The sequence below is a fragment of the Sporosarcina sp. ANT_H38 genome (assembly GCF_008369195.1).
In the GTDB taxonomy this organism is placed as follows: Bacteria; Bacillota; Bacilli; order Bacillales_A; family Planococcaceae; genus Sporosarcina.
This window is the reverse complement of the sequence record NZ_VOBC01000001.1, coordinates 2,082,906-2,109,656: the sequence shown is the minus strand read 5'-3', so window position 1 is coordinate 2,109,656 and position 26,751 is coordinate 2,082,906. Positions and strand designations below refer to the sequence as shown.

The 26,751-nt window shown below is 41.5% G+C and carries 30 protein-coding genes; all 30 read left to right on the top strand.

What is annotated here, in order from left to right; translation table 11 throughout:
* Nucleotides 1–22 precede the first annotated feature (22 nt).
* The 30 genes from dprA to flhB all read left to right on the top strand — a co-directional run bounded on the left by dprA (nucleotide 23) and on the right by flhB (nucleotide 26,717).
* Complete coding sequence (gene dprA / locus FQ087_RS09970) at nucleotides 23–910, top strand: DNA-processing protein DprA (protein WP_149580291.1); 888 nt, start codon at nucleotides 23–25, stop codon at nucleotides 908–910.
* Between the two features lie 114 nt (nucleotides 911–1,024).
* Nucleotides 1,025–3,097, top strand: a complete 2,073-nt coding sequence (gene topA / locus FQ087_RS09965; RefSeq protein ID WP_149580290.1) for a type I DNA topoisomerase — start codon at nucleotides 1,025–1,027, stop codon at nucleotides 3,095–3,097.
* Between the two features lie 241 nt (nucleotides 3,098–3,338).
* Complete coding sequence (gene trmFO / locus FQ087_RS09960; protein WP_149580289.1) at nucleotides 3,339–4,649, top strand: FADH(2)-oxidizing methylenetetrahydrofolate--tRNA-(uracil(54)-C(5))-methyltransferase TrmFO; 1,311 nt, start codon at nucleotides 3,339–3,341, stop codon at nucleotides 4,647–4,649.
* 314 nt (nucleotides 4,650–4,963) lie between these two features.
* Nucleotides 4,964–5,863, top strand: a complete 900-nt coding sequence (gene xerC, locus FQ087_RS09955; RefSeq protein ID WP_149580288.1) for a tyrosine recombinase XerC — start codon at nucleotides 4,964–4,966, stop codon at nucleotides 5,861–5,863.
* Nucleotides 5,864–5,872: 9 nt separating this feature from the next.
* On the top strand, nucleotides 5,873–6,418 hold the full coding sequence (gene hslV, locus FQ087_RS09950; protein WP_149580287.1) for an ATP-dependent protease subunit HslV: 546 nt from the start codon (nucleotides 5,873–5,875) through the stop codon (nucleotides 6,416–6,418).
* Nucleotides 6,418–7,815: an ATP-dependent protease ATPase subunit HslU gene (gene hslU, locus FQ087_RS09945; RefSeq protein WP_255452294.1), complete on the top strand. Its 1,398-nt coding sequence runs from the start codon at nucleotides 6,418–6,420 to the stop codon at nucleotides 7,813–7,815. The genes hslV and hslU overlap by 1 nt, the downstream gene beginning before the upstream one ends.
* Nucleotides 7,816–7,903: 88 nt before the next feature.
* On the top strand, nucleotides 7,904–8,680 hold the full coding sequence (gene codY, locus FQ087_RS09940) for a GTP-sensing pleiotropic transcriptional regulator CodY (RefSeq protein ID WP_149580285.1): 777 nt from the start codon (nucleotides 7,904–7,906) through the stop codon (nucleotides 8,678–8,680).
* Nucleotides 8,681–9,014: 334 nt separating this feature from the next.
* On the top strand, nucleotides 9,015–9,407 hold the full coding sequence (flgB, locus tag FQ087_RS09935) for a flagellar basal body rod protein FlgB (protein WP_149580284.1): 393 nt from the start codon (nucleotides 9,015–9,017) through the stop codon (nucleotides 9,405–9,407).
* Nucleotides 9,408–9,409: 2 nt separating this feature from the next.
* Nucleotides 9,410–9,871 carry a flagellar basal body rod protein FlgC gene (flgC, locus tag FQ087_RS09930; protein ID WP_149580283.1) on the top strand — a complete coding sequence of 154 codons (462 nt, stop codon included), beginning with the start codon at nucleotides 9,410–9,412 and terminating at the stop codon, nucleotides 9,869–9,871.
* Nucleotides 9,872–9,895: 24 nt separating this feature from the next.
* Nucleotides 9,896–10,210 (top strand): flagellar hook-basal body complex protein FliE, encoded by a 315-nt coding sequence (gene fliE / locus FQ087_RS09925; protein WP_149580282.1) that lies wholly within the window; start codon nucleotides 9,896–9,898, stop codon nucleotides 10,208–10,210.
* Between the two features lie 62 nt (nucleotides 10,211–10,272).
* The gene (gene fliF / locus FQ087_RS09920) at nucleotides 10,273–11,865 is read left to right on the top strand and encodes a flagellar basal-body MS-ring/collar protein FliF (RefSeq protein ID WP_149580281.1); all 1,593 of its coding nucleotides are present in this window, start codon (nucleotides 10,273–10,275) and stop codon (nucleotides 11,863–11,865) included.
* 14 nt (nucleotides 11,866–11,879) lie between these two features.
* A complete protein-coding gene (gene fliG, locus FQ087_RS09915) occupies nucleotides 11,880–12,893 on the top strand; it encodes a flagellar motor switch protein FliG (RefSeq protein ID WP_149580280.1) in 1,014 nt (337 codons plus the stop codon).
* On the top strand, nucleotides 12,877–13,656 hold the full coding sequence (gene fliH / locus FQ087_RS09910; protein WP_149580279.1) for a flagellar assembly protein FliH: 780 nt from the start codon (nucleotides 12,877–12,879) through the stop codon (nucleotides 13,654–13,656). Before fliG ends, fliH begins: the two co-directional genes overlap by 17 nt.
* Nucleotides 13,657–13,658: 2 nt before the next feature.
* Nucleotides 13,659–14,984, top strand: a complete 1,326-nt coding sequence (gene fliI / locus FQ087_RS09905; protein WP_149580838.1) for a flagellar protein export ATPase FliI — start codon at nucleotides 13,659–13,661, stop codon at nucleotides 14,982–14,984.
* 3 nt (nucleotides 14,985–14,987) lie between these two features.
* Nucleotides 14,988–15,437: a flagellar export protein FliJ gene (fliJ, locus tag FQ087_RS09900; RefSeq protein WP_149580278.1), complete on the top strand. Its 450-nt coding sequence runs from the start codon at nucleotides 14,988–14,990 to the stop codon at nucleotides 15,435–15,437.
* Nucleotides 15,438–15,444: 7 nt separating this feature from the next.
* A complete protein-coding gene (locus FQ087_RS09895) occupies nucleotides 15,445–16,047 on the top strand; it encodes a MotE family protein (RefSeq protein ID WP_149580277.1) in 603 nt (200 codons plus the stop codon).
* A gap of 39 nt (nucleotides 16,048–16,086) precedes the next feature.
* Complete coding sequence (locus FQ087_RS09890) at nucleotides 16,087–17,415, top strand: flagellar hook-length control protein FliK (RefSeq protein WP_149580276.1); 1,329 nt, start codon at nucleotides 16,087–16,089, stop codon at nucleotides 17,413–17,415.
* 3 nt (nucleotides 17,416–17,418) lie between these two features.
* Complete coding sequence (gene flgD, locus FQ087_RS09885) at nucleotides 17,419–18,123, top strand: flagellar hook assembly protein FlgD (protein ID WP_149580275.1); 705 nt, start codon at nucleotides 17,419–17,421, stop codon at nucleotides 18,121–18,123.
* A gap of 4 nt (nucleotides 18,124–18,127) precedes the next feature.
* Nucleotides 18,128–18,508: a TIGR02530 family flagellar biosynthesis protein gene (locus FQ087_RS09880; protein ID WP_149580274.1), complete on the top strand. Its 381-nt coding sequence runs from the start codon at nucleotides 18,128–18,130 to the stop codon at nucleotides 18,506–18,508.
* Nucleotides 18,509–18,593: 85 nt separating this feature from the next.
* A complete protein-coding gene (locus tag FQ087_RS09875; RefSeq protein WP_149580273.1) occupies nucleotides 18,594–19,721 on the top strand; it encodes a flagellar hook-basal body complex protein in 1,128 nt (375 codons plus the stop codon).
* Nucleotides 19,722–19,804: 83 nt separating this feature from the next.
* Nucleotides 19,805–20,026 (top strand): flagellar FlbD family protein, encoded by a 222-nt coding sequence (locus FQ087_RS09870; protein ID WP_149580837.1) that lies wholly within the window; start codon nucleotides 19,805–19,807, stop codon nucleotides 20,024–20,026.
* The gene (fliL, locus tag FQ087_RS09865; protein WP_149580272.1) at nucleotides 20,016–20,441 is read left to right on the top strand and encodes a flagellar basal body-associated protein FliL; all 426 of its coding nucleotides are present in this window, start codon (nucleotides 20,016–20,018) and stop codon (nucleotides 20,439–20,441) included. Before FQ087_RS09870 ends, fliL begins: the two co-directional genes overlap by 11 nt.
* 138 nt (nucleotides 20,442–20,579) lie before the next feature.
* Nucleotides 20,580–21,578, top strand: a complete 999-nt coding sequence (gene fliM, locus FQ087_RS09860; protein WP_149580271.1) for a flagellar motor switch protein FliM — start codon at nucleotides 20,580–20,582, stop codon at nucleotides 21,576–21,578.
* Nucleotides 21,571–22,800: a flagellar motor switch phosphatase FliY gene (gene fliY, locus FQ087_RS09855; RefSeq protein ID WP_149580836.1), complete on the top strand. Its 1,230-nt coding sequence runs from the start codon at nucleotides 21,571–21,573 to the stop codon at nucleotides 22,798–22,800. The genes fliM and fliY overlap by 8 nt, the downstream gene beginning before the upstream one ends.
* 19 nt (nucleotides 22,801–22,819) lie before the next feature.
* Entirely contained in the window at nucleotides 22,820–23,182 is a 363-nt protein-coding gene (locus FQ087_RS09850; RefSeq protein WP_149580270.1) for a response regulator, read from the top strand.
* Nucleotides 23,183–23,189: 7 nt separating this feature from the next.
* On the top strand, nucleotides 23,190–23,912 hold the full coding sequence (locus tag FQ087_RS09845) for a flagellar biosynthetic protein FliO (protein ID WP_149580269.1): 723 nt from the start codon (nucleotides 23,190–23,192) through the stop codon (nucleotides 23,910–23,912).
* Nucleotides 23,905–24,570: a flagellar type III secretion system pore protein FliP gene (fliP, locus tag FQ087_RS09840; RefSeq protein ID WP_149580268.1), complete on the top strand. Its 666-nt coding sequence runs from the start codon at nucleotides 23,905–23,907 to the stop codon at nucleotides 24,568–24,570. The genes FQ087_RS09845 and fliP overlap by 8 nt, the downstream gene beginning before the upstream one ends.
* A 12-nt stretch (nucleotides 24,571–24,582) precedes the next feature.
* Entirely contained in the window at nucleotides 24,583–24,852 is a 270-nt protein-coding gene (fliQ, locus tag FQ087_RS09835) for a flagellar biosynthesis protein FliQ (RefSeq protein ID WP_149580267.1), read from the top strand.
* Nucleotides 24,853–24,856: 4 nt separating this feature from the next.
* Nucleotides 24,857–25,633: a flagellar biosynthetic protein FliR gene (fliR, locus tag FQ087_RS09830; protein ID WP_149580266.1), complete on the top strand. Its 777-nt coding sequence runs from the start codon at nucleotides 24,857–24,859 to the stop codon at nucleotides 25,631–25,633.
* Between the two features lies 1 nt (nucleotide 25,634).
* Nucleotides 25,635–26,717: a flagellar biosynthesis protein FlhB gene (gene flhB, locus FQ087_RS09825; RefSeq protein WP_149580265.1), complete on the top strand. Its 1,083-nt coding sequence runs from the start codon at nucleotides 25,635–25,637 to the stop codon at nucleotides 26,715–26,717.
* Nucleotides 26,718–26,751 lie beyond the last annotated feature (34 nt).

The window sequence follows — 26,751 nt, the reverse complement described above, 5'->3', positions numbered from 1 at the left end:
AATTAATAAGGGAGGAATTTTGATGGAACTAACAGATGCCGAAAGGCGGTTATTAGCGCTCCACTATGTATTTCCGGTGCCTTTGAATAAATTAAACGGACTTTACGAGATAGACCCCAATCTCGAGAAGTTATATGTTTACAAGGCGAATGAACTTGCTCATATACTGAGAATCTCGGTGTCAAAAGCAATTCAAATAAAAGATAATCTACACCGAAACGCCGACACCCCCTACGATGAATTATATGAGCGGAATGCAATCACCCCAATCCCGTTCTCAAATCCCTTATACCCTGACCAGTTACGCATACTTATCGATCCCCCGGCAGTTCTCTATGCAAAAGGTGATACCACATTACTCACCAAAAAATTTAATGTCGCAATTATTGGATCCCGTAAAGCAACTGTTTATTCAAAAAAAGCAATGGCGCTTATTGTGCCACCTCTTGTCGAAAATGAGGCTGTTATCGTATCAGGACTAGCAACAGGAGCCGACACGATGGCACATGAAGCGGCACTCGAATATGGTGGAAAAACAATCGCTGTACTTGGGCATGGATTGTTCCATCTTTACCCAAAAGAAAATCGTGCACTTGCGGAGAAAATAGCTGTAAATCATCTCCTTATTACAGAGTATCCACCGTATGTAAATCCTGAACGTTGGACTTTTCCAATGCGAAATCGTATTATAAGCGGATTGTCCGATGTGGTCGTTGTCACTGAATCCGCAGATAAAAGCGGAACAATGAGTACGGTGGAGCATGCACTTGATCACGGGAAAGATATCTATGCAGTTCCCGGCCCCATCACATCCCTTTTATCAGCAGGGCCGAATAAGTTGATAGAAGAAGGCGCAAAACCGCTCTGGAACGGATTTCAAATCGTTGGAGCACTCGTTTTCAATGGTTGAATAAAACTCTTTTTCATTGAAAAGGTTGCAATAATATGAAATGTGGTATACATTTTGCAACAGATATTCTTTTGATGAATAAATACGGAACCTCTCTAAGGAGGCATACACTCAATGGCAGACTACCTAGTAATTGTGGAATCACCCGCAAAGGCAAAAACGATTGAACGCTATCTCGGAAAAAAATATAAAGTGCGTGCATCACTCGGTCATTTGCGCGATCTTCCGCGCAGTCAGATGGGCGTAGATACCGAAAATGATTTTGAACCCAAATACATTACGATTCGCGGCAAAGGCCCGATTCTTCAAGAATTAAAAAAAGAAGCGAAAAAAGCGAAAAAAATCTTTCTCGCAGCTGACCCTGACAGAGAAGGGGAAGCGATTGCATGGCATTTAGCAAATCAGCTTGGCGTAGATATCGAGTCAGATTGTCGAGTTGTTTTTAATGAAATAACAAAAGAAGCGATTAAGGAATCATTTAAGAATCCACGGCCAATCGACATGGATCGTGTCGACGCTCAACAAGCCCGCCGCATTTTAGATAGACTTGTAGGCTACAACATTAGCCCAATACTTTGGAAAAAAGTGAAAAAAGGGCTATCCGCCGGACGGGTCCAATCAGTGGCACTTCGTATGATTATCGACAGAGAAAATGAAATAAATGCATTTGTCCCTGAAGAATACTGGAGTATCTCTGGCCAATTTGAAAAAGATAACACTACATTTGAAGCTGAGTTCTTCGGAGATTCGAAGAAAAAGGTAAAACTTGTAGATAAACAGCAGGTTGATGCAGTTTTAGATCAATTAAACGGCGATAAATTCGATATTGCAAATGTTGTTAAAAAAGAGCGCAAACGAAATCCTGCACTACCATTCACTACTTCATCCTTGCAACAGGAAGCGGCGCGAAAACTCAACTTCCGAGCGAAAAAGACGATGATGCTTGCCCAACAGCTCTATGAAGGGATAAACCTTGGGAAAGAAGGCCAAGTCGGTCTCATTACTTACATGAGAACTGACTCGACCAGAATTGCCGATAGCGCGAAAGAAGAGGCAAGGTCATTCATCGAAACAATGTATGGGGAAGAATATATCACGACATCAAAGCCGGCTGCTAAAAGTACAGCAAAAACGCAGGACGCACACGAGGCAGTACGCCCGACATCTGTCATGCGACCGCCGGCTGCTATGAAAACAGTATTGTCACGGGATCAACTGCGCCTTTACAAACTCATATGGGAACGACTTGTTGCCAGTCAAATGGCGCCGGCAGTACTTGATACAGTCTCGGTCGATCTTGTGAATGGTGATGTCCGCTTCAGGGCGAACGGTTCGCAAGTTAAATTCCAAGGGTTCATGAAAGTATATGTTGAAGGTAACGATGATAAAGAAGAGGAGAAAGACCGTATCCTCCCGCCGCTTGAAGAAGGCGAAAAAGTGAAGTTTAGTGAAATCGATCCCAAACAGCACTTTACTCAGCCGCCACCACGGTTTTCGGAAGCGAGATTAGTCAAGACGCTAGAGGAGCAGGGAATAGGTCGTCCATCAACATACGCACCGACGCTCGACACAATCCAAAAACGAGGATATGTAGTCCTCGATGCAAAAAGATTTCTCCCGACTGAACTTGGCGGTATCGTTCATCAGGCAGTAGATCAATACTTCCCTAATATTATCGACCTTGAATTCACAGCTCAAATGGAAAAAGAACTTGATAATGTGGAGCAAGGTATAATTAAATGGAAGAGGGTCATAGACAACTTCTATGGCGATTTTGAAAAGCATGTGCAAATCGCAGATGCAGAGATGGAAAAAATCGAAATAAAAGATGAACCGGCTGGCGAAGACTGTGAGAAATGTGGTTCCGCTATGGTATTCAAACTAGGCCGATACGGCAAGTTCATGGCCTGTTCGGATTTTCCTGAGTGTCGCAATACGAAAGCTATTATCAAGCCAATTGGTGTGACTTGTCCCACATGTAAAGAAGGACAGGTGGTCGAACGGAAAAGTAAGACGAAACGTATATTCTATGGCTGTGATAGATATCCAGAATGTGAATACGTTTCATGGGATAAGCCAATTACGAGACCGTGTCCGAAGTGTGAAAGTACACTAGTTGAAAAGAAACTGAAAAAAGGTGTACAAATCCAATGTACAGAATGTGATTATAAAGAAGATACGCAGTAACAAAGAAAAGCGGAAGGCGCCGTCCAGATGCGGCAGGCATAAGGCGGTTTGGCGGAGCGGCGTACTTTGCCGCACAGCCGAAACGCCTTTCGAGGAACCCAGCCTAAGTGCGCCGCGTCCTGCGGCAATAAGGAGGGATGCAGTTCAATCCCTCCCCGCTGCGTGACCCACATCCTGTGGCCCTCCGAACATCTGGCGCCTGGAGTCTGGACAAAAAGAACGGTAGAAAGAAGGGGACAGAATGACATCCATCGTAAATGTAATCGGCGCAGGCCTTGCTGGGAGCGAGGCTGCATGGCAAATCGCCAGCCGTGGAGTGAATGTACGTTTATATGAAATGCGACCGGTAAAACAGACGCCTGCGCATCACACGGACAAATTTGCAGAGCTCGTGTGTAGTAACTCGTTACGCGCTAACAATTTGACCAATGCAGTTGGAATTATCAAGGAAGAAATGAGAATGCTTGACTCTCTCATTATACGTGCGGCTGACGCTTGTGCGGTTCCTGCTGGCGGAGCACTGGCGGTTGACCGCCATGAGTTTGCTGGCAATGTTACTGACACGATTCGAAACCATCCGCTTATCGAAGTTATCAATGAAGAAGTGACGGAACTACCAGAGGGAATCACAATTATTGCGACGGGACCACTTACATCACCAGCACTTGCTGAACAAATACGTAAATTGACAGGCGAGGAATATTTATATTTCTATGACGCAGCAGCGCCGATTATAGAAAAAGATTCAATCGATATGGACAAAGTTTATTTGAAATCTCGTTATGATAAAGGCGAGGCGGCATATTTAAACTGTCCTATGAATGAAGAAGAATTCGAACGTTTCTACAATGCGCTTGTCGCGGCAGAAATTGTACCGCTTAAGGAGTTCGAAAAAGAAATCTATTTCGAAGGATGTATGCCGGTGGAAGTGGTTGCCCAGCGCGGTGCACAAACACTGTTATTCGGCGCACTTAAACCGGTTGGACTTGAACATCCGGAAACAGGGAAACTTGCAACAGCGGTTATTCAGCTTCGTCAAGATGATGCTGCTGGGACCTTGTATAACATCGTAGGATTTCAAACACATATGAAATGGGGAGCACAAAAAGAAGTTATCAAACTTATCCCCGGTCTAGAAAACGTTGAAATCGTTCGCTATGGTGTTATGCATCGCAACACATTTATAAATTCTCCCCGTGTGCTGAATGCGACCTACCAGTTAAAGGCGAACTCTAATGTGTTTTTCGCAGGACAAATGACCGGCGTTGAGGGATATGTCGAATCGGCAGGTTCAGGACTTATTGCAGGCATTAACGCTGCCAATCTAGCACTTGGTAAAGATCTAATCCTTTTCCCGCACGAAACAGCACTCGGAAGCATGGCGCGCTATGTGACCGAAGCCAATCCGCAAAACTTCCAACCGATGAACATCAACTTTGGTCTTTTCCCGGAACTTGGAAAACGCGTTAGGAGCAAGTTGGAACGCGCAGAGAAGCACGCTGAACGTGCTCTTAAAGCGATTAGTGAATTTCAGACAGTATCAATGTCTTGAATAGTTTGTTAATAAAAAGAGAAGGCTAGGAAAGTATTCCTGTCCTTCTTTTTTTTGCGGATATGAACAAATTGTGTCGAAAAAACGAACAAATTGAAAGAGGTCAGACTTCTTGGTAATAGATAGTTGCCGTACGATCATTATGTACTGTATAGTGAATCGTGGATGACTTTCGAATTTCTGGATTAGTCGTTATCTTTCGGCTATTAGTCAACTCGCTTTACTATGACGTTTCGTAAAGAATGTGTTATTATTCAAATGACTCGAAATACTTTAATAACTTAGAGGCCTTTTATTCAGGGAGGGAGAAGTGTATGACAGTACAACCTTCTATCATCCGTGATGAATACATTTCGTACGTACGCTTGGAAAAGAACTATTCATTTTACACAGTATCAGAGTATGAAAAAGATGTTGATGCATTTCTGTTATTCCTGGAAGTTGAAGGGATTACGGATTTGAACGATGTGACTTATCCTGAAGCAAGACTTTATGCCACTAAACTGTATGACTTGGGTTTAGCGAGGGCATCCATTTCTAGAAAAATATCTTCTATCCGCTCCTTTTTTAAATTTTCGAATGACAGGTATGGCATTAGCGATAATGCATTTCGTTCCCTTCATCATCCGAAGAAGGAAGAACGGCTGCCGGCTTTTTTTTATGAAGAGGAAATGGAGTCCTTATTTTCTACCTGTGAAGGGGAAGATAGAAAGTCTTTACGTGACTACGCGCTCCTTGAATTACTCTACGCAACCGGTATGCGGGTCAGTGAACTGACATCTGTAAAAATGCATGACATTGATGACGAACTTGGCATTGTTTTGGTAATGGGAAAAGGACGTAAGGAACGATACGTACCATTCGGGAGTTTTGCGCAATCAGCACTGGATGCTTATCGTGAGAAAAGCAGACTGAATTTGATGAAACAGAAAGAGCATGACATGCTGTTCGTCAATTTACGGGGGGACCCACTGACTGACCGGGGTGTGCGCCATATCTTAAACATGATGATGGAACGCGCATCACTACACTCAAAAATCTACCCTCATATGATTCGCCATTCTTTTGCGACCCACCTTTTGGCGGGGGGCGCCGACATGAGAACCGTTCAGGAACTACTTGGACACAGTCACTTATCTTCAACGCAAGTGTATACACATATAACTAAAGAGCATTTAAGGAAAACATATATGAATACGCATCCGCGAGCATAGGAGGATGATCTGATGGAATTCCATGCAACGACAATCTTTGCCATTCGCCATGAAGGGTCTTGTGCCATGTCAGGCGATGGGCAAGTGACGGTAGGAAACACAGTCGTCATGAAACATACGGCAAAAAAAGTCCGCCGCATATTTGGTGGTAAAGTACTGGCAGGTTTTGCGGGATCGGTAGCGGACGCTTTCACGTTATTCGATTTATTCGAAGCCAAACTGACAGAATATAATGGGAACCTGCAAAGGGCTTCTGTTGAACTTGCGAAAGAATGGCGAGGTGACCGGATTCTCCGGAAACTTGAGGCAATGCTCCTTGTCATGGATAATGAAAGTCTATTACTCGTGTCTGGTACAGGAGAAGTGATTGAACCGGATGATGGTGTTTTGGCAATCGGTTCAGGTGGTCATTACGCACTTGCGGCCGGCCGGGCTTTGAAAAAGTATAGCGGGCATTCGCTCACTGCAGCAGAAATTGCCCAAGCGGCACTAGAAACTGCTGCAGAAATATGCGTTTTCACAAATGATCATATTATTGTGGAGGTACTCGAATGATAAAGAGACAAGAACTGACACCCAAGGAATTGACTGCACATCTCGACAGATATATTATCGGTCAAGACAAAGCTAAGCGTGCAGTGGCTGTAGCCATCCGTAACAGGTACAGAAGAAGTCTGCTTTCTGATGACGAGAAAAGTGAAATTATACCGAAAAACATTCTTATGATTGGCCCGACTGGTGTCGGGAAGACTGAAATCGCGAGAAGAATTGCCAAGCTGGTAAATGCTCCCTTCCTGAAAGTGGAAGCGACGAAATTTACAGAAGTAGGCTATGTAGGGCGTGATGTTGAGTCGATGATAAGAGACTTAACAGAAGCGGGCGTTCGAATTGTTCGAGAAGAGCAACGAGGAGCTGTAAAAGAGCACGCGGTTATTCTTGCTGAAGAACGGTTAATTGAATTACTTGCTCCTGAAAAAAAGAAAATGGGCGGCATGCAAAACCCGTTCGAAATGCTATTCGGCCAAAAAACAGAGCAGGAAGAGCCTGATTATGTAGAAGTAGCCGAAGTGAAGCGTAAACGTTCTGAGATCGCTATAAGCCTTAAAGCAGGAGAGCTTGAAGAGCAAATGGTCACTGTTGAAGTTTCCGCGCAGCAATCCTCCATGTTTGACGCTTTACAAGGGTCGGGTATGGAACAAATGGGCGCTAATATGCAAGATGCATTATCTTCCCTCATGCCGAAAAAGACGGTCAAGCGGAAGATGAAAGTGAAGGACGCCCGAATTGCACTTGAAGCAGAAGAGGCCGACAAACTGATTGATCATGATGAAATCTCGAGGCGTGCAATTGAGCTGACGGAGCAGTCAGGTATCATCTTCCTTGATGAAATGGACAAAATTGCAAGTCGCGGTGGAAGTGGTTCATCAGCCGACGTTTCGCGTGAAGGTGTTCAAAGGGACATATTACCAATCGTTGAAGGCTCGACTGTGGCGACAAAGTACGGTACAGTAAAGACCGATTTCATTTTGTTTATAGCGGCAGGGGCGTTCCATATGTCGAAACCCTCAGATATTATTCCTGAACTGCAAGGGCGCTTTCCGATCCGGGTTGAACTTGAAAAGCTAACAAAGAATGATTTTGAACGCATTTTAAAAGAGCCTGATTTTTCTCTTATCCGCCAATACGAGAAATTGCTAAATACGGAAAATGTTGTTTTGGATTTTACTGACGAAGCAATCAGCAGACTTGCTGAAATTGCATTTGATGTGAATAACGAAACGGAGAATATAGGTGCTAGACGTCTTCATACAATTTTAGAAAAATTACTCGAAGAACTATCGTATGAAGCGGCTGATATCGGGCCGGCAACAATCAAAATTACGCCCGCTTATGTCGATGAAAAGCTGAAAGATATCGCAAAGAATAAAGATTTGTCACAATTCATACTTTAATCAGAACGTTTTGTTTTGATTAATGATTGTAAACCTTTAGAATAATCACTAAACACCCAAGCAAGTATTTTGAGGAGGAAAAAAACAAATGAAATTATTAACAAAAACACGTGAAATTAACGCAATGCTTCAAGAATCGGCAGGGAAACCAGTAAACTTTAAGGAGATGGCTGAAAAGCTTAGCTCTGTTATCGACTGTAATGCTTTCATCGTAAGCAGAAAAGGGAAATTACTTGGTTTAGAAATACACCACCAAATCGAAAACGAACGCATGAAGCAAATGTTCGTTGATCGTAAATTCCCTGAAGAATATACAAACCGTTTGTTTGAAGTAAGAGAAACCTCTTCTAACTTGGATGTATACAGCTCACACACGGTCTTCCCAGTTGAAAATCGTGAACTATTCAAAGATGGCTTAACGACGATTGTTCCAATCATCGGTGGTGGGGAACGCCTTGGTACGCTTATCTTGGCTAGACTGAAAGATGACTTCCAGGATGATGATTTGATTCTTGCGGAATATGGCGCAACTGTTGTAGGAATGGAAATTTTACGCGAGAAATCAGAGAAAATTGAAATTGAAGCACGTAGTAAAGCAGTTGTTCAAATGGCTATCAACTCACTTTCTTACAGTGAACACGAAGCGATTGAACACATTTTCCATGAGCTTGACGGCAATGAAGGTCTACTTGTAGCATCTAAAATTGCAGACCGTGTAGGTATTACACGTTCAGTAATCGTAAATGCACTACGTAAACTAGAAAGTGCTGGTGTCATTGAATCTCGTTCCCTAGGAATGAAAGGAACATACATCAAAGTTCTTAACAATAAATTCCTTGAAGAACTTGAAAAACAAAAATCATAAGTATATAAAATGTATAAAAACACTTCTTCTGAATTCTGGAAGAAGTGTTTTTTTTGTGTAGTTTTAATTTGAAATGATATAGAGGAAATTGACTAGTTTTAGGTGGAAATACGTAGTAGTGACGGGAGAATAGTGACTTTTGAACTGTTATAGCTTTATATATAATTATCCTGTTCTGAAAAAGGTTGTTTTGAACTAATGATATTCCCTTTCTTATTATAGACAGGAATCATCAAAATCCGATACAATATGATTATGACTTAATAATACTAGTTTACTAATGTTTATTGATTATGTTTTGATTCACCAATAGCTGGAACAAGAGGTGGGAATATTGAATTTATTCGGTAAGACGATTTCTCAATTGGAACGAGGGCTGGACTTTTCTGCAACAAAAGGGAAAGCGATCTCGCAAAATATAGCAAATATCGACACGCCAAATTATAAAGCGAAAAATGTCAGTTTTAAAGAAGTTTTGACAAATGCTCAAGCGAATTCGTTAGAGGCTTATAAAACAGACGACCGGCATATTGATTTCAAATCTAATGCAACGAGCACTGGTGTTTTTAATTATTCCAATCTTCGCTATCGTCAAGATGGAAATGGTGTAGATATGGATAAGGAACAAGCTGATCTCGCGGCAAATCAAATTTACTATAATGCAGTTGTCGACCGTATCAGCGGAAAGTTCAATTCATTACAAAATGTTATTAAAGGAGGTCGTTAACATTGACGATATTCCATAGTTTGAACACGTCTGCTTCTGCATTGACTGCACAACGCATGCGGATGGATGTCATTTCATCGAATATGGCGAACATCGATACAACGCGAGGGAAAATGGTAGACGGTGAGTGGCAACCATATCGCCGCAAATCAGTAACATTTCAACCGCGAGAAGGGCAATTCTCATCGATGTTAAATGCTTCAATGGGTAAACAAATAAATGGTTCAGTAGGAAATGGCGTTACGGTCTCTAAGATTAAAGAAGATACCGAAACGCCCTTTAAACTTGTCTATGATCCTTCTCATCCCGATGCCAATGACGAAGGGTATGTATCAATGCCAAATGTCGATCCGTTACGGGAAATGATTGACCTGATGTCCGCTACGCGTTCTTATGAAGCAAACGTGACCGTGATGAATGCCAATAAATCAATGCTAATGAAAGCACTTGAAATCGGTAAATAATGATACTGGAAGGATGTTTCTTTAATGGCTATACAATCAATATTTAATGCTGCGCAATCGACAGGTGTACTTAAGATGGAAAACCAAACAATACCAACTTCAACACCATATGAGGCGCAGCAAAATTTTGGGGAATTCTTGAAAGCTGCAATAGATGGCGTAAATAACAAGCAGCAAGAATCGGACGTAATGACAGAAAAACTAGTGACTGGTGGAGATGTCGAACTTCATGATGTCATGATTACAGCCCAAAAGGCGTCGATTGCGTTAAATGCAACGATGGAAGTGCGGAATAAAGTAATCGAAGCATATCAGGAAGTCATCCGGATGCCTGTTTAATTCCAAGCATTATTTGTGTTGAGCCGCATATTTGAACTACGTAAGCTGACCGGGGGATTACAATGAATGAAAGATTGGCGAAAATCAAAACGGATATTCAAGCGTTTTGGTTAAGTCGTACGAAAAAACAAAAAACTACATATATCGGATCTGCTTTAGCCGTTATATTAATCGCTGCTTTTCTAACTTATTTTCTATCTAGAACGGAATTTGTGCCACTCTATTCGGATGTATCTCGGGCAGAAATTGGACGAATTAAAGAACAGCTAGATGCTCAAGGAGTGCAAAATAAGGTTGCGCCAGGTGGAACGTCGATTCTAGTGCCACAGGAAAACGTGGATTCTTTGCTTGTATCTCTTGCAGCAGAAGGTTTCCCAAACACTGGAATGATTGATTACTCATTCTTTGCAGAAAATGCGGGATTTGGAACGACGGACAATGAGTTCAATATGATTAAACTTGCCTCGATGCAAACTGAACTTGCGAACATTATTAAAGGAATTGAAGGAGTGAAAGACGCGGATGTGATGATCACATTGCCTACAGAGAGTGTTTTCTTAAATGAGAATACGGGACAGGCAAGTGCGTCAATTATGTTGAAAACTGATGCAGGACATCAATTCACAGAACCGCAAATTACTGCACTTTATAAACTAGTATCCAAAAGTATACCGAATTTGTCGACCGATGATATTGTCATCATGAACCAGTACTCAGAGTATTTCGATTTGAAAGCTACCGATACTGCATATGGACCTAGTATTACGGATCAGATGACGCTCAAAAAGACAATTGAACGTGATTTACAACGCCAAGTACAGATGATGTTAGGAACAATGATGGGACAAGACAAAGTTGTTGTTTCAGTCACAACAGATATCGATTTCCAACTTGAAAACAGGGAAGAGAATCTTGTATTGCCTGTCGACGAGGAAAGTATGGAAGGAATTGCACTTAGTGTGCAACGTCTTACAGAGTCGTTTACAGGAAATAACCCATTAGAGGGCGGGACTCCAGCGGCGGAAGATGCTACAGATAATGGAACCGGTTATGTGGAAGGGGCATTTTCGAACGGCGATTATGAAAAAATAGAGGAAACTGTAAACAACGAAGTGAACAAAATCCGTAAAGAAATTGTCGAAAGCCCTTATAAAATTCGGGATATCGGAATTCAGGTAATGGTTGAACCTCCAATTGCAGATGATACAACGTCAATGCCACCGGGAATGCAAGATGATGTTCAGCGCATACTCGAGACAATCATTCGGACGTCAATCGACAAAGAGGCTGCTGGAGAGTTAACTACGGAAGAGTTGGATGACAAAATTGCTGTTTCCGTACAGCCTTTCAATGGCAAGACAGTCGCCGACCCAACACCGAAGTCCGCAATTCCATGGTGGATTTACGTGATTGGTGGGGTACTTCTTCTCGTTATCGGTGTACTTGTATTTATGTACTTTAAGAATCGACGAAATGCGGAAGAGCTTGAAGAAGAACTGATTTTGGAAGAACAGCTTGCATCATTTGATGTAGATGACATTAATAATGAACTTGAAACAGAAGGAACTGTCCGTAGGAAACAACTCGAGAAGATGGCGAAAGAGAAACCAGAAGAATTTGCCAAACTATTGCGTACATGGATAGCCGAGGAATGACGGAGGGATGAACTGTGGTTAAGAAAGAAAAAGGAATGACAGGAAAACAGAAAGCAGCACTTTTGCTCATTTCCCTCGGTCCGGAAGTATCGGCGGCAATTTATAAGCATTTAAATGAAGAAGAAATTGAGAGATTAACGCTTGAAATCTCCGGTGTCAAAAAAGTTGAGGCATCCGTGAAAGATGGAATTATCGAAGAGTTCCATAATATTGCACTTGCTCAGGATTATATCTCGCAAGGGGGTATCGGCTATGCGAAAACAGTGCTTGAAAAAGCGCTAGGTAAAGAACATGCTCAAGCAATTATCAACCGCTTAACATCTTCATTACAAGTGCGGCCTTTCGATTTTGCGAGACGTGCCGACCCGTCACAAATTTTGAATTTCATTCAAAATGAGCATCCTCAAACAATTGCGCTTATCTTGTCATACTTAGAGGCGGGACAGGCGGGAATGATTTTGTCCTCCCTACCACAAGAAATGCAGGCGGATATTGCTAAAAGAATTGCGACGATGGACTCGACTTCTCCGGAAGTAATCAGTGAAATTGAGGCAGTTCTTGAACGTAAACTTTCCTCAACTGTTACGCAGGATCACACGGAAACAGGTGGCATCGATGCAGTTGTTGAGGTGCTTAATGGAGTTGACAGAACAACGGAAAAGACAATTCTGGATGCACTAGAAATTCAAAATCCGGAACTAGCAGAGGAAATTCGGAAAAGAATGTTCGTATTCGAAGATATTGTCACATTGGATAACCGTTCGATTCAGCGTATTATCCGTGACTGTGAAAATGAAGACTTAATCTTATCGTTGAAAGTTTCTAGTGAAGAAGTGAAGGAAGTCTTGTTCAGGAATATGTCTCAACGGATGGCCGAATCGTTCCAAGAAGAGATGGAAGTTATGGGACCTGTACGTTTGAAAGACGTGGAAGAAGCTCAATCTCGTATTGTCAGCACTATTCGTCGACTGGAAGAATCAGGTGAAATCATAATCGCCCGTGGCGGAGGAGATGACATCATTGTCTAACGTATTTCGTTCATTTAATACGAAATTGGAAGATGGAAAAACAAAAGAAATCTCCATTCGCAGCCTATTGGTTCCGCTAGAAGCTGACAATACGTCAAGTTTGTCACTAGATTCCATACTTGCTGAACGAGACCGTTTGTTTAAAGAAGCCAATAAGATTAATGAGCAGGAAAAAGCGGCAATCGAACAGTTAAGACTAGCTGCTACTGAAGATATCCTAACGATGCAATCAGCTTGGGAAAATGAGAAAACGGTACTTCAGCAACAGGCGTATGATGAAGGGTTTCAAATCGGCTACGAAGAAGGTCATAACAAATCGTTATCAGACATGGCAGCCTCTCTTCACATAGCAAATAAAACAACAGAGACTTCATTTGAAAATGCACGTCAATATCTTGTAAGCCAGGAACCGGTCATACTTGAACTTGCGATGCAATCTGCAGGACGGATAATTGGGCAAAAGCTGCAAGACGATGTAGGAATTTATTTGTCTGTTGTTAAAAGAGCACTGAAAGAAACACGTGAAATGAAAGAAATTAAGTTGTATGTATCTCTCGATTATTTTCAATTAGTTTCCGATAATCGTTCTGAACTTGCATCAATTTTCCCTCCGAGTGTACCATTTCTTATTTTTGTAAATGATGATTTCGAATCAACAGAATGCTTTATCGAGACAAATCATGGGCGTATTGTTGTCAGCATCGACGAACAGCTGAATCAATTAAGAGAAAAACTCATCGGAATCATGGAAAGTGGTGATTGATGATGAAAAAAGCAGAGGAATTGATTGCAGTCATTCCTAATGTGAAAACTTTCAAGAGGTTGGGCCGCGTTGTCCGCGTCGTTGGATTAATGATTGAGTCACAAGGACCTGAAAGTTCAATTGGAGATGTCTGTCATATCCATATAAATAGCTCTGGTGGGGACGATTCGATTATTAAAGCAGAAGTCGTAGGATTTAAAGAAGAAATTGTCATTCTTATGCCTTATACGAATATCCGTGATATATCCAGCGGCTGTCTTGTAGAAAGTTTGGGAAAACCACTTGAAATCAAGGTAGGCATGAATTTAGTAGGGAAAGTGCTAGATTCGATGGGGAACCCAATCGATAACAGCGTCCTTCCGAGGGGGTTGACGACTGTAAGGACAGAACAAGACCCTCCTAATGCCCTCACTCGTCCGCCAATCTTCGAAAAGCTATCCGTTGGTGTCAAGGCGATTGATGGCATGTTGACAGTGGGAAAAGGACAGCGTGTCGGAATTTTTGCGGGATCTGGTGTTGGAAAAAGTACTTTGCTCGGAATGATTGCTCGCAATACGACAGCTGATCTAAATGTAATTGCACTGATTGGTGAGCGTGGTCGTGAAGTCCGTGAATTCATCGAACGTGATCTTGGACCTGAAGGAATGAGCAGGTCGATTGTTGTTGCTACAACATCCGACCAGCCTGCACTTATGCGTATTAAAGGAGCGTTTACGGCGACTGCAATCGCTGAGTATTTCAGAGACAAAGGTATGAACGTCATGCTCATGATGGACTCTGTTACACGGGTAGCAATGGCGCAGCGAGAAATAGGACTGGCTGTCGGGGAACCGCCTGCTACACGGGGTTATACACCTTCTGTCTTTGCTATTTTGCCAAAATTACTGGAACGTACAGGCACCAATGAGCACGGATCCATTACGGCGTTCTACACAGTTCTTGTGGATGGCGATGATATGAATGAACCGATTGCTGATGCTGTCCGGGGAATTCTAGATGGTCACATCGTACTGGATAGGACACTTGCAAACAGAGGGCAATATCCAGCTATCAATGTATTGAAAAGCGTTAGCCGGCTAATGAACCACATTGCAGATTCGGAGCATGTAAAAGCGGCAGAGCGGTTGCGTGATCTTTACTACACCTATGATAAATCCGAAGACCTTATCAATATAGGAGCATATAAGCGTGGAACGTCAAAGGAAATAGACCAAGCGATTGAATTCGAACCACTTATAACGAATTTCTTAAAACAAGGTTTCAAAGACAATATTTCAATTGAAGACAGTATTGCAGAGCTTGTGTCACTTGGCTCGGGGAGGCAGTAGAGCATGAAGCCTTACAATTACCGATTTGATAAAGTGCTTACTTACCGAGAACAAGAAAAAACCGAAACTGAAGTGGAATTTAAAGGGTCGGTTGAGGCATTTGAGACAGTTGCAAATAAATTATATGATTTACTGAAAAAGAAAGAAGATATTCTTGTGGCGCAGCAGATAAAGATGACGATCGGTTTTTCGGTCAATGAAATTCATCACTATTCTCGTTTCATAGGCAGTTTAGAGAAGAGGATCGCGGAAATGCAACAGCAAGTCATACAAGCTCGCTCGAAAATGAATTGGTATGAGAATAAACTGTTGGAAAAGACGCTAGAGGTTCGGAAATTCGAAAAAATGAAAGAAAAAGATCGTGAACATCATCGCGCTGAGATGGAACAGCTGGAAGCGATTCAACTCGATGAATTGTCGACGTTGAAGTTCCGCAGCAGAGAAAACAGGTGATAATTTGGTGAAAAAGACTAAACAAACAGAACAAATATCTAAGGTTGAAATAGAGGAGAAAAGCGGCGTATTCCAAAAACTTTTGCTCTGGGTACTTATTCCGCTTTTATTTACAACGGCGCTGATTCTAATCCTTGCAAAATTCGCAGATGTCAACGTATTCGACAAGGCGAAAGAGTTGTCCGGTGACTTGCCGTTCATATCTGAAAAGAAGCAAGATAATCCCGTTGCAGGTGATCTCGTACTCGAAGAGCGAGTTGTGGCGATGCAGGCAGAAATTCAAGAGAAAGAAGCCCAAATTTTCAAAGTCCAGCAAGATCTCGATAAGTCAGCTGATGAAAATGAGAGATTGCTGATTGAACAAGAAAAGCTCCTAGACGAGATCGCAGTACTTATACGCGATAAAGATGACTCTAAAAAAGTCTTTAATGAAATCGTAACGACATTTGAGCAAATGTCCGCAAAATCTTCAGCGCCTGTCATTACGAAAATGAGTGATGCAGAAGCAATACGGGTTTTGACAAACTTAAAATCTGCTACACTTGCTTCAATTCTCGAAAAAATGTCACCTGAAGATGCGGCGAAATATATGTCGATGATGACTAAGTAATAGCTGTTTTTTTCCGTACTGGTGAAGGGAGGTGAATAAGTGAACATCGCATCATTACAAGCAATGGCTGGGAAGAGCTTGCAATCGTCGACGAATAGAATGCAAGCGGGTCAACCGCTAGCTGGTACATTTGGTTCAGTCTTTAGTGGAATAGCTGGAAAAGCCCAATTAGCTGTCGTACCTGCTCAAGAATCAATTGCTAGCGGAATACCTGACGAATCGTTAATGGCCATTTTTAATGCAACTTCTATAGAAGAACTTGAGACTGCTATTAAAGGTCTAACTGGTGATGAAAGTGAAGAATCCATAAGTAAACTAGACTCGCTTACTAACTTGGGTAATCTAGAAGAGCTTGCCAGCTTACTTGACCTTGAACCGAAACAATTGCTTGAAAGTTTACTTCAGCTATTGGAAACGGCGGGTCTCGATGAAGGTGAACTATCGGTAATTGCTAATACGAACGATTTTTGGACTGTATTGAATGCCTTAGACAAAGTGGCTCCTCAGTTTTTTAAACAATTGACGGATGCGCTAGAAGGAAAAGGTGAAATACCGAAACAACAGGCAATCGAACTGTTAACGTTGCTGAAAACAGCAGAACTTACCGCACCAAAAACCGATTTACTTATGAAACAAGAACAGCAAGTTTTCACGCTGCAAGGTTATCTTGCGACAGCGGGTGAACATTTTGAAAAAGTACTTCATTCTAACAGTTCTGCGAAAAATGTCATAGCAGGATTGATGGAGTCGAAAAACATCTCACGATTTGCCGTTCATGCAGATGCAGGGAGAACGATGACAGATGATGGGACTGCGGAAAAAGGATCAGAATCATCTGCGACAATGGGTACCAAAGATGCATCTCAACAGGTTGCTAGTAGTGCGTTCGGTACTGTTGTAGCAGCTAAGGGTGAACTTACACTTACTGAATTGGAAAATCGGAACAACGCACGAAATGATACATTGATCAAAGAAATGCAAAACGTTTTCAAGCGTTCGAATTTTGGTCAAGCTGACGGAACAAACCGCCTGCTCATCAAACTGTATCCTGAACATCTTGGGCAAGTTCGGATTGAACTGCTACAGGTCAATGGCATCATGACTGCGCGGATTCTGGCATCGACTGCACAGGGGAAAGAAATGCTCGACAGTCAGCTGCATCAGCTCAGAAGTGCATTCCTTCAACAAAATCTGCAAGTAGAACGAATAGACGTCTCTCAAACGCTGCAAGATACATCGAAAAACGATCGTGAACAAGCATTTAATCAGCACTTTAGAAATGAAGGCCAAGAAAAAGAAGAGCAACATGAATTAAACGACGACGAAGAGATGACGTTTCAGGAGTATATGATCGAATTGGAGGCGTGAAAAATGATTGAAGGACAAAAAGCAGTTTCAGCGACGGATTATTTAGTCAATAAACAACGAGATGAGCGTAAAACTGGTGATGGAACCTTGGGGAAAGATGATTTTATGAAATTGCTTATAACCCAATTGCAAAATCAGGACCCAACGAATCCGATGAAAGACAATGAGTTCATCGCTCAGATGGCGCAGTTCTCGTCACTTGAGCAGACAATGAACTTGGCGAAGTCATTTGATAAATTCGCGGAAGTCCAAAACCAGACTCAACTGATTCAATACAACAATTTTGTCGGTAAAGATGTCAAATGGCATGAACTTAAGCTAGATGATTCGGGCAATCCAGTGGTAGGTGAGGATGGCAATTCTGTTATCAATGAAGGAGTTAATCAGATTGTGTCCCTTAAGTATGACAATGGCTCTGTTATATTCATTATGGATGACGGTAAAGAATTGACGCCTGGGAATATTTCCGAAGTAATGGGTAGTGCCAGCGGATCGAGCAGCCTCGTTGAAGCAAGTATGCTTATCGGCAAGTTCGTAGGTTATATGGACGACAAGGAAGAGAAAATAGGTAAAGTCGTAGCTGTTTCGAATAAAGATGGCAAACTTCAATACGTTTTAGCAGATGGAACTCGAATTGACGGTAAAAACTTTACTTCAATAAGCGAAATCGATGAAGAAGTACCAGAAACAGAAAAACCAACGGAGTGATAATATGGACAACATAAATCTCCATCGCATCCCATCACAACCGCTTATACGTCAAAGTAAATCACCACAGTTGACACAAAGTCCAAAACAAACGTTTCTTGAACATCTGAATAAAGCGGTACAGCCTACTGAACTGAAAATTAGTAAGCATGCCTCTGAGCGATTGGCCGAAAGGAACATTCATATATCGGATGCTGAATGGAAACATGTCACTGAAAAGGTGAACGAGGCGAAGAAGATGGGAATCAGAGAATCGCTCGTCTTAATGGATCAGGCTGCACTTATCGTCAGTGCAAAGAACTCGACTGTCATTACAGCGATGGATCGAATGGAAGCGAAAGATCAATTATTTACAAATATCGATGGCACAATTGTGCTTAGTTAAACTTGGCAGGACCTTTATGGATGCCATCTAACCGTTGACTGATAGATGCGGTTACACTTTTTAAAATCGAGAGGGGAAATTATAAATGTTACGCTCAATGTATTCAGGAATTTCAGGTCTACGAAACTTTCAAACAAAATTAGATGTACTAGGTAATAATATCGCCAACGTTAATACGTACGGATTCAAAAAAGGTCGTACGATTTTTAAAGATTTGATTTCACAAACTGTGGCAGGAGCTTCTGCACCAGGCGATGCACGCGGTGGGGTAAACCCGAAACAAGTAGGACTTGGCTCACAAATTGCTGCGATTGACACGCTTCATACAGGTGGGTCTACGCAATTTACCGGAAATACATTAGACCTTGCAGTTGCTGGAGACGGATTTTTCCAAGTGATGCAAGGCAATGAAACTATGTATACAAGAGCAGGGAACTTCTACATGGATGGTACGGGAGCCATAGTCGATGGTGACGGGAGATATGTTCAAGGTGAACTGGGCAAAATTACGATACCTACTACAGCATCATCCATGTCAGTAGGTCAAGATGGTACGGTTTATTATGTAGATCTACCACCAGGTGGTGCAGATAAAATTGCAGCAGCTGAGCTTGTATTTGAACCAATTGAAACACCTTTTAAAAAAGCTGAAGCAGCTTTGAAAGTAGCTGAAGCAGATTTGAAAAAAGCAGATGCAGATTTGAAAAAAGCAGATGCTGATTTGAAAAAAGCTCAAGCTCTTGTTCCAGCAGACGCAGCCGCAGTAACTGCCGCTCAAGCAGTTGTAGCCACAGCCACAACTGCGAAAGGTACAGCTGCAACTGCAGTAACCACAGCTACAGGAGTTTTAACCCCACTTCGAGGTCCGTACAATACAGCTAAAAACGCTTACGATAAGGTGATGTCAGATAATACAGCAACGCTTCAAGAAGCAGGTCAGATTCAAATGGCAAAATTCTCAAACCCAGGTGGACTTGAGAAAACGGGTGGAAACTTATTCCGGCAAACTGCGAACTCTGGTGAGGTAGTAACTGGTTTTGCGCTCGATCAAGGTTTCGGCAAAACGGAATCTGGTTTCCTAGAAATGTCCAATGTCGACCTTGCTGAAGAATTCACAGAAATGATCGTTGCACAACGTGGTTTCCAAGCAAACACGCGAATCATTACAACATCCGATGAAATTTTACAAGAACTTGTAAATCTAAAACGATAATATAGGATGTCAGTATCTGGCACTCTAACATAGCTTCACTAAAAGAGGAGGGTCGGGCCGGCTCTATGCCTGGCCCCTTACATATGATACGACTTACGCGTCTAAACAAAACCGAGTTTACATTGAACGCGCTGTACATTGAGAAAGTCGAGTCATTTCCTGACACGACAATTACCCTTACGACCGGAACGAAATATGTTGTCTTTGATACGGCTGCTGATGTGAACAGCCGCATCATCGAATTTTATAAGGCGGTCCAGTTGTTATCAAATCCGCATATACGAGGTGTAGAAGATGAAGAATAAAGTGTTGACAGTATCCCTTATCATACTAGTTTGTATCACTCTTATCGGCGTAGTTGGTCTTGTACTCGTAATGCAGTTGAATAAAGGCGATGAAGAAAAAGTGCAAACAATTGATGAAATTATTGAATCTTCCGTTGATATTGAAGAAATTACAACGAATCTTGGCGGTCAACAATTTATCAAAATTACTTTGAAAATCCAGACAGATAATAAAGAAGCTGGAGAAGAACTGGCAAAAAGAGATTTCCAAGTAAAAAATATTGTTATTCAGGAACTTTCCGAAATGACGTCGAAAGATCTTGAAGGGAAAGCCGGTAAACAGGCTTTCGAAGAGGCATTGAAATCACAACTGAACCCGTTAATGCAAAATGGGGAAGTTCAAAAAGTTTATATTGTTTCTTACATTATTCAATAACTAGTTAAGTTGAATGTATGAATATCTATATAACCAGCGAAGGCACCCCCTAGCGCAGTAGCGGATTCAATGAAATTCTTTATTTCAACAAATATTGTCAAGTAGTTGTACTAGAGTCAGATGCCGGGAGGTAACCATATGGCCGGGGATATATTATCTCAGAGTGAAATCGACGCATTATTATCTGCGATTTCAACAGGGGAAATGTCTGCAGAAGACATGAAAAAAGAAGATGAAACTCGGAAAGTAAAAGTTTATGATTTTAAACGTGCCCTTCGATTTTCAAAAGACCAGATTCGCAGTTTGACTAGGATTCACGAGAACTTTGCAAGATTGCTAACGACTTATTTTTCAGCACAGCTGCGAACGTATGTCCAAATTAATGTTGCTTCGGTGGATCAGATTCCATTTGAGGAATTTATCCGCTCGATTCCGAATATGACATTAATTAATATTTTTGAGGTTCCACCGTTGGATGGTAATATCCTAATGGAAGTGAATCCTAACATTGCTTATACGATGCTCGATCGCATGATGGGTGGAGTTGGAGAAAGTCCAGGGAAAGTCGATAGTTTGACTGAGATTGAATTGAAGATTATGACAAACTTATTTGAACGTTCTTTCGACAACTTACGCGAAGCATGGTCAACAATAATTGATATCGATCCATTCCTGACGGAGATTGAAGTAAATCCTCAATTCCTTCAAATGATATCGCCTAACGAAACAGTCGTCGTTATTTCGTTCAATATTATTATTGGCGAATCAAGTGGAATGATTAATATTTGTATTCCACACGTCGTTCTAGAGCCAATTGTTCCAAACTTATCGGTCCGTTATTGGATGCAGTCGAATAAGAAAGAACCGTCGCTTGAACAAAGTGTAGTTCTTGAAAAACGCTTGAAACAGGCACCGTTGTCTGTCATTGCAGAACTTGGCAATGGGCATATGACGATTGAGGATTTCCTTTACCTTCAAGTGGGGGATGTCGTTAAGTTGGATCGTAAAATTGACGATCCACTTATCGTGAAAATCGGTGATATACCTAAATTCACAGCACAGCCGGGGCATTTGCGAAATCAAATGGCTGTTCAGATAATTGATACAAAGATCGGAGGGGATGAAGATGATGAGTGATAATATCCTTTCACAGGAAGAAATTGAAGCATTATTACGTGGAGAACCTTTGCAGAGTGAAGAGCCCGCGGACTCCACCAACAAACAAATAGTTACGTCGGATTACTTGGATGATATGGAAAAGGATGCGCTTGGTGAAATCGGCAATATTTCTTTCGGCAGTTCTGCAACGGCATTGTCTGCATTGCTCGGACAAAAAGTTGAAATAACGACACCGACTATTTCGGTTGTTGATAAGGAAACTTTGGAAGAAGAATTTATCCATCCATACGTTGCTGTTAAGGTGGACTATACAGTAGGTCTTAGCGGTATGAACTTACTCGTTATTAAGCAAAGTGATGCAGCAATAATTGCGGACCTCATGTTAGGCGGGGATGGTTTAGAACCGAATATGGACCTTGGTGAAATTCATTTGAGTGCGGTTCAGGAAGCGATGAATCAAATGATGGGTTCCGCGGCAACTTCAATGTCGACCTTATTCAATAAGAAGGTCGATATTTCTCCTCCATCCATTGATTTGATGGATGTCCTTGAAGATAAAGGCCGGAATCTTATACCTCAGGATGATTTATTGATAAAAGTATCATTTGCACTTAAAGTGGGTGAACTTATAGATTCAAACATCATGCAGCTGCTTCCACTAGGATTTGGGAAGAAATTAGTGGCCTCTCTCATGGGGGGAGACGCAGAAGATGAAGCGGCGGCAGTTGTTGAGATGGCTCCATCGAAACAACTCCAACAACCAGCTCGAGTACCACAGCAGTCACAACAACAAGTGTCACAGCAACCGTACGGGCAAAATGATTTTGGTCAAGGGATGCAACAGCCGATGTATGACTCGCACTTTGGACAATCCGATCTGCAGCAACAGCAGATGCAGATGCGTTCGCAACAACCGCATGTACAAGTCCAACAGGCACAGTTTGCAACCTTTGAAAGTCCATCATTAAATAAGTCCGAGTCTAATAACTTGAATATGCTCCTTGATATTCCGCTACAAGTAACGGTCGAACTAGGAAGAACAAAACGTTCCGTTAAGGAAATTTTGGAAATGTCGAGTGGTTCCATTATTGAACTAGACAAACTTGCAGGTGAACCGGTTGATATTTTAGTAAACAACCGCCATATTGCCAAAGGAGAAGTTGTCGTTATAGACGAAAACTTCGGAGTACGAATCACAGATATTTTAAGTCAGGTAGAACGCTTGAACAATTTAAAATAACTTAACGGGGGTAATAACAATGAGTAGACGTATATTAATAGTAGATGACGCAGCTTTCATGCGAATGATGATAAAAGATATTTTGACGAAAAATAATTTCGAAGTGGTTGGTGAAGCAGCAGATGGGGTACAAGCCATTGAAAAGTATTTCGAATTAAAACCAGATCTTGTCACGATGGACATTACAATGCCTGAAATGGATGGAATTGCAGCATTAAAAGCAATTAAAGAAAAAGACGCTGCTGCAAAAATCATCATGTGTTCAGCAATGGGACAGCAGGCAATGGTAATCGATGCGATTCAAGCTGGCGCAAAAGACTTTATCGTCAAACCGTTCCAGGCAGATCGTGTTGTTGAAGCAATTGAAAAAGCATTAGGATAATCGAAAGATGAAATTTTCGGTTGTACAAAAGTATTTGTCGGCTCTCATTGTAGTCGTCTTCATAGTAAGCCAATTACCATATGCACCCGTCTTTGCAGACACTGATTCCGATCTAAATAAACCTGTATCTGATTTGTTTAATGAAGAATCGAAAACTGATTCGAAAACGGAAAAAAAGGCAGAAACAGAAACAGAAACAGAAACAGAAACACCACCTGCTAATCTTCAGACCGACAAAGCAGACGTAGGTTCTTCGGCGGGGGACTATATAAAAACGTTATTCGCTTTAGTTTTCGTTGTCGGGTTATTGTTCGGACTCTTGAAATTAGTTAATCGGAAAAATAAGCTCTACGATAAAAATCGTCTTATGAAAAATATGGGTGGTATTTCACTTGGACAACAAAAATCAATCCAATTGGTCGTAATAGGAGAATCCTATTACTTAATTGGGGTTGGAGACGATATACGACTGTTGAAGGAGATTTCGGATCCCGATGAAATAGACAAGCTAGTAGAATTTTATGAGGGTGATAGTCCGGAACTAGCAACTGGGATGCTGAATAAAATTCTCGCTAAAGTAACGGGTAAATCTAAAATCGACTCGAACGAGAAAACGCAAGAGTCAACGGATTTCAGCACTATTTTTCAATCAAGGCTAGAAGAGATGAAAGAAGAGAGGAAACGGCATATCAGCCGGTTGACAGAAAAGGGGCGCAACCGAGATGAATGATTTTGCCCAGTTTTTTGCAGACAGTGATTCAGCAAATGTATCAACATCTATCAAAATGATGCTCATCCTGACTGTCTTGTCTCTAGCACCAGCTATTCTAATATTAATGACTTCTTTTGCTAGGATTATCATCGTTCTGTCATTTGTCAGAACTGCACTTGCGACACAGCAGATGCCTCCGAACCAGGTGCTTGTCGGCCTAGCACTCTTTTTAACGTTTTTCATTATGGCTCCAACGTTTCAGCAAGTAAATGATAAGGCTCTTACTCCATTATTTGCTGATGAGATTTCACTGGACGAAGCATATGAACAGGCGAGTATCCCGTTAAAAGAGTTCATGAGCAAACACACTAGACAGAAGGATTTAGATTTATTCCTTCGCTATAACCAAGCAGATAGACCTGAATCACTTGAAGATATTTCACTCACGATGCTAGTTCCCGCATTCGCACTTAGTGAAATTAAAACAGCTTTTCAAATGGGTTTTATGATTTTTATCCCATTTTTAGTTATCGACATGATTGTTGCGAGTATCCTTATGTCAATGGGGATGATGATGTTGCCGCCAGTCATGATTTCATTACCGTTTAAAATATTGCTGTTTGTCTTAGTGGATGGATGGTATCTCATTATTAAATCATTGTTGCAAAGTTTTTAGGAGGGGTTTTGAATGACACAGGAATTAGTCGTAGAGATAGCTGAGCGTGCAATCTGGGTCATTCTTTTGGCTTCAGGCCCACTCCTCATTCTTGCGCTAGTGTCGGGACTTGCCGTCAGTATTTTTCAAGCCACCACACAAATTCAAGAACAGACACTGGCGTTCGTGCCTAAGATAGTGGCTGTCCTGGTAGGAATTGTGTTTTTTGGTCCGTGGATGCTGGCAAGAGTCACATCGTATGCATCGGATATTTTTGAGAATCTTGGACGGTTTGTCGGGTGATTAAATGGAAGAAATAGTACCTTCATTCGCCGCATACTTACTTATCTTTACTCGTGTTACTGCTTTTTTTGTAACGCTTCCACTTTTCTCATACCGGGCAATCCCGACTACACAACGCATTATTTTTGGTGCTTTGTTGGCATGGATGCTTGTCTATACAGTTGATGTACCAGATTTAGAAATTGACGGGGCATATCTTTTACTTATCGTGAAAGAAGCTATAACGGGATTATTCATTGGAATTATCGCATTTATCGTGATGTCAGCAATTCAGATTGCCGGTGGTTTTATTGATTTTCAAATGGGTTTTGCTATTGCAAACGTCATTGACCCGCAAACAGGGGCGCAATCTCCACTCCTTGGCCAATTTTTTAATTCGCTGGCAATTCTTCTTTTACTCGCCTTAAACGGCCATCACATGCTGTTGGATGGTATTTTTTATAGTTATCAATTCATCTCAGCAGATCAACTTTGGCCAGCCTTCGGGCAAGAGCGACTAATAGATTTCGTCGTTCGAACATTTGCAACCTCATTTGCAATTGCTTTTCAAATGTCTATCCCAATTGTTGCGACATTATTCCTTGTAGATCTAGCACTTGGAATTACTGCAAGAGCAGTACCGCAGCTAAACATTTTTGTTGTCGGGTTCCCAATCAAAATTGGTGTCAGCTTCATCGTTCTGTTTATTATGATGGGCGTCATGGTTCAAGTGATGAAAAAATTGTTTGAAGTGATGATGATTAGTATGAGGGACTTGATGTTAATTCTTGGAGGTGGCTAGTATGATGTTGCGGCTGGATCTGCAATTTTTTTCAGGGGAAAAGACTGAAAAAGCCACTCCGAAAAAACGGGAAGATTCCAGAAAGAAAGGCCAAGTTTTAAAAAGTCAAGATGTTACAAGTGCAATTCTGTTACTCGCCGTGTTCCTGTTCCTGTTTTTTGCCGCAGGATTTATGAGGGACCGATTTTTCGTGTTTTTCCATCAAGCATTTACTGAATATATCCCAATAGCTAATATGGACGAGGACCAGGCAATGCTTATTTATGGCGAAGTTTTAATTCAAATGGCATTTCTTCTTTTGCCAGTTATGCTTGTTGCAGTTGTTGCAGGAGTAGGAGGAAACATATTTCAGTTCGGTTTACTACTTACTGGAGAACCTTTGAAAATGGATTTGAAAAAAATAGATCCAATTAAAGGACTTAAACGCATTTTTTCTATTCGTGCGATCATTGAATTAATGAAGTCCATCCTGAAAATCTCGTTTATAGGGACTACAACAACATTAATCCTTATGGCGAATATCGACAAAGTACTTGGACTGGCTTTTAAAAGTCCTTGGGATACATTAACGACTATTGGACAACTTGCCGCATTAATGGGAATAACGGCGGCGTTCGTTTTGTTGTTCATATCTATTTTAGATTTTATGTATCAGAAATTTGACTATGAAAAAAATCTCCGAATGTCCAAACAGGATATTAAGACTGAACATAAAAACTCTGAAGGGGACCCGATGATAAAATCGCGTATTAAGCAGCTACAACGTGAAATGTCGATGAGGCGTATGATGCAGGAAGTTCCTCATGCTGATGTTGTTATCACAAATCCGACCCATTATGCGATTGCATTGAAGTATAAGGACGGAGATATGGATGCGCCAATCGTTGTAGCAAAAGGCGTCGATTTCGTCGCTCAGAAAATTAAATTGATTGCCACTGAGCATAACATCGTTATGGTAGAAAATCGGCCACTTGCTAGATCACTCTATGATGATGTTGAAATTGGTGGCAGGATTCCAGAAGAGTTCTTCAAAGCGATAGCTGAAATACTTGCGTATGTGTACAGAATTCAACGCAAAATTTGAACGCAAATACGCCGAGGCGTATTTCGATAAATAC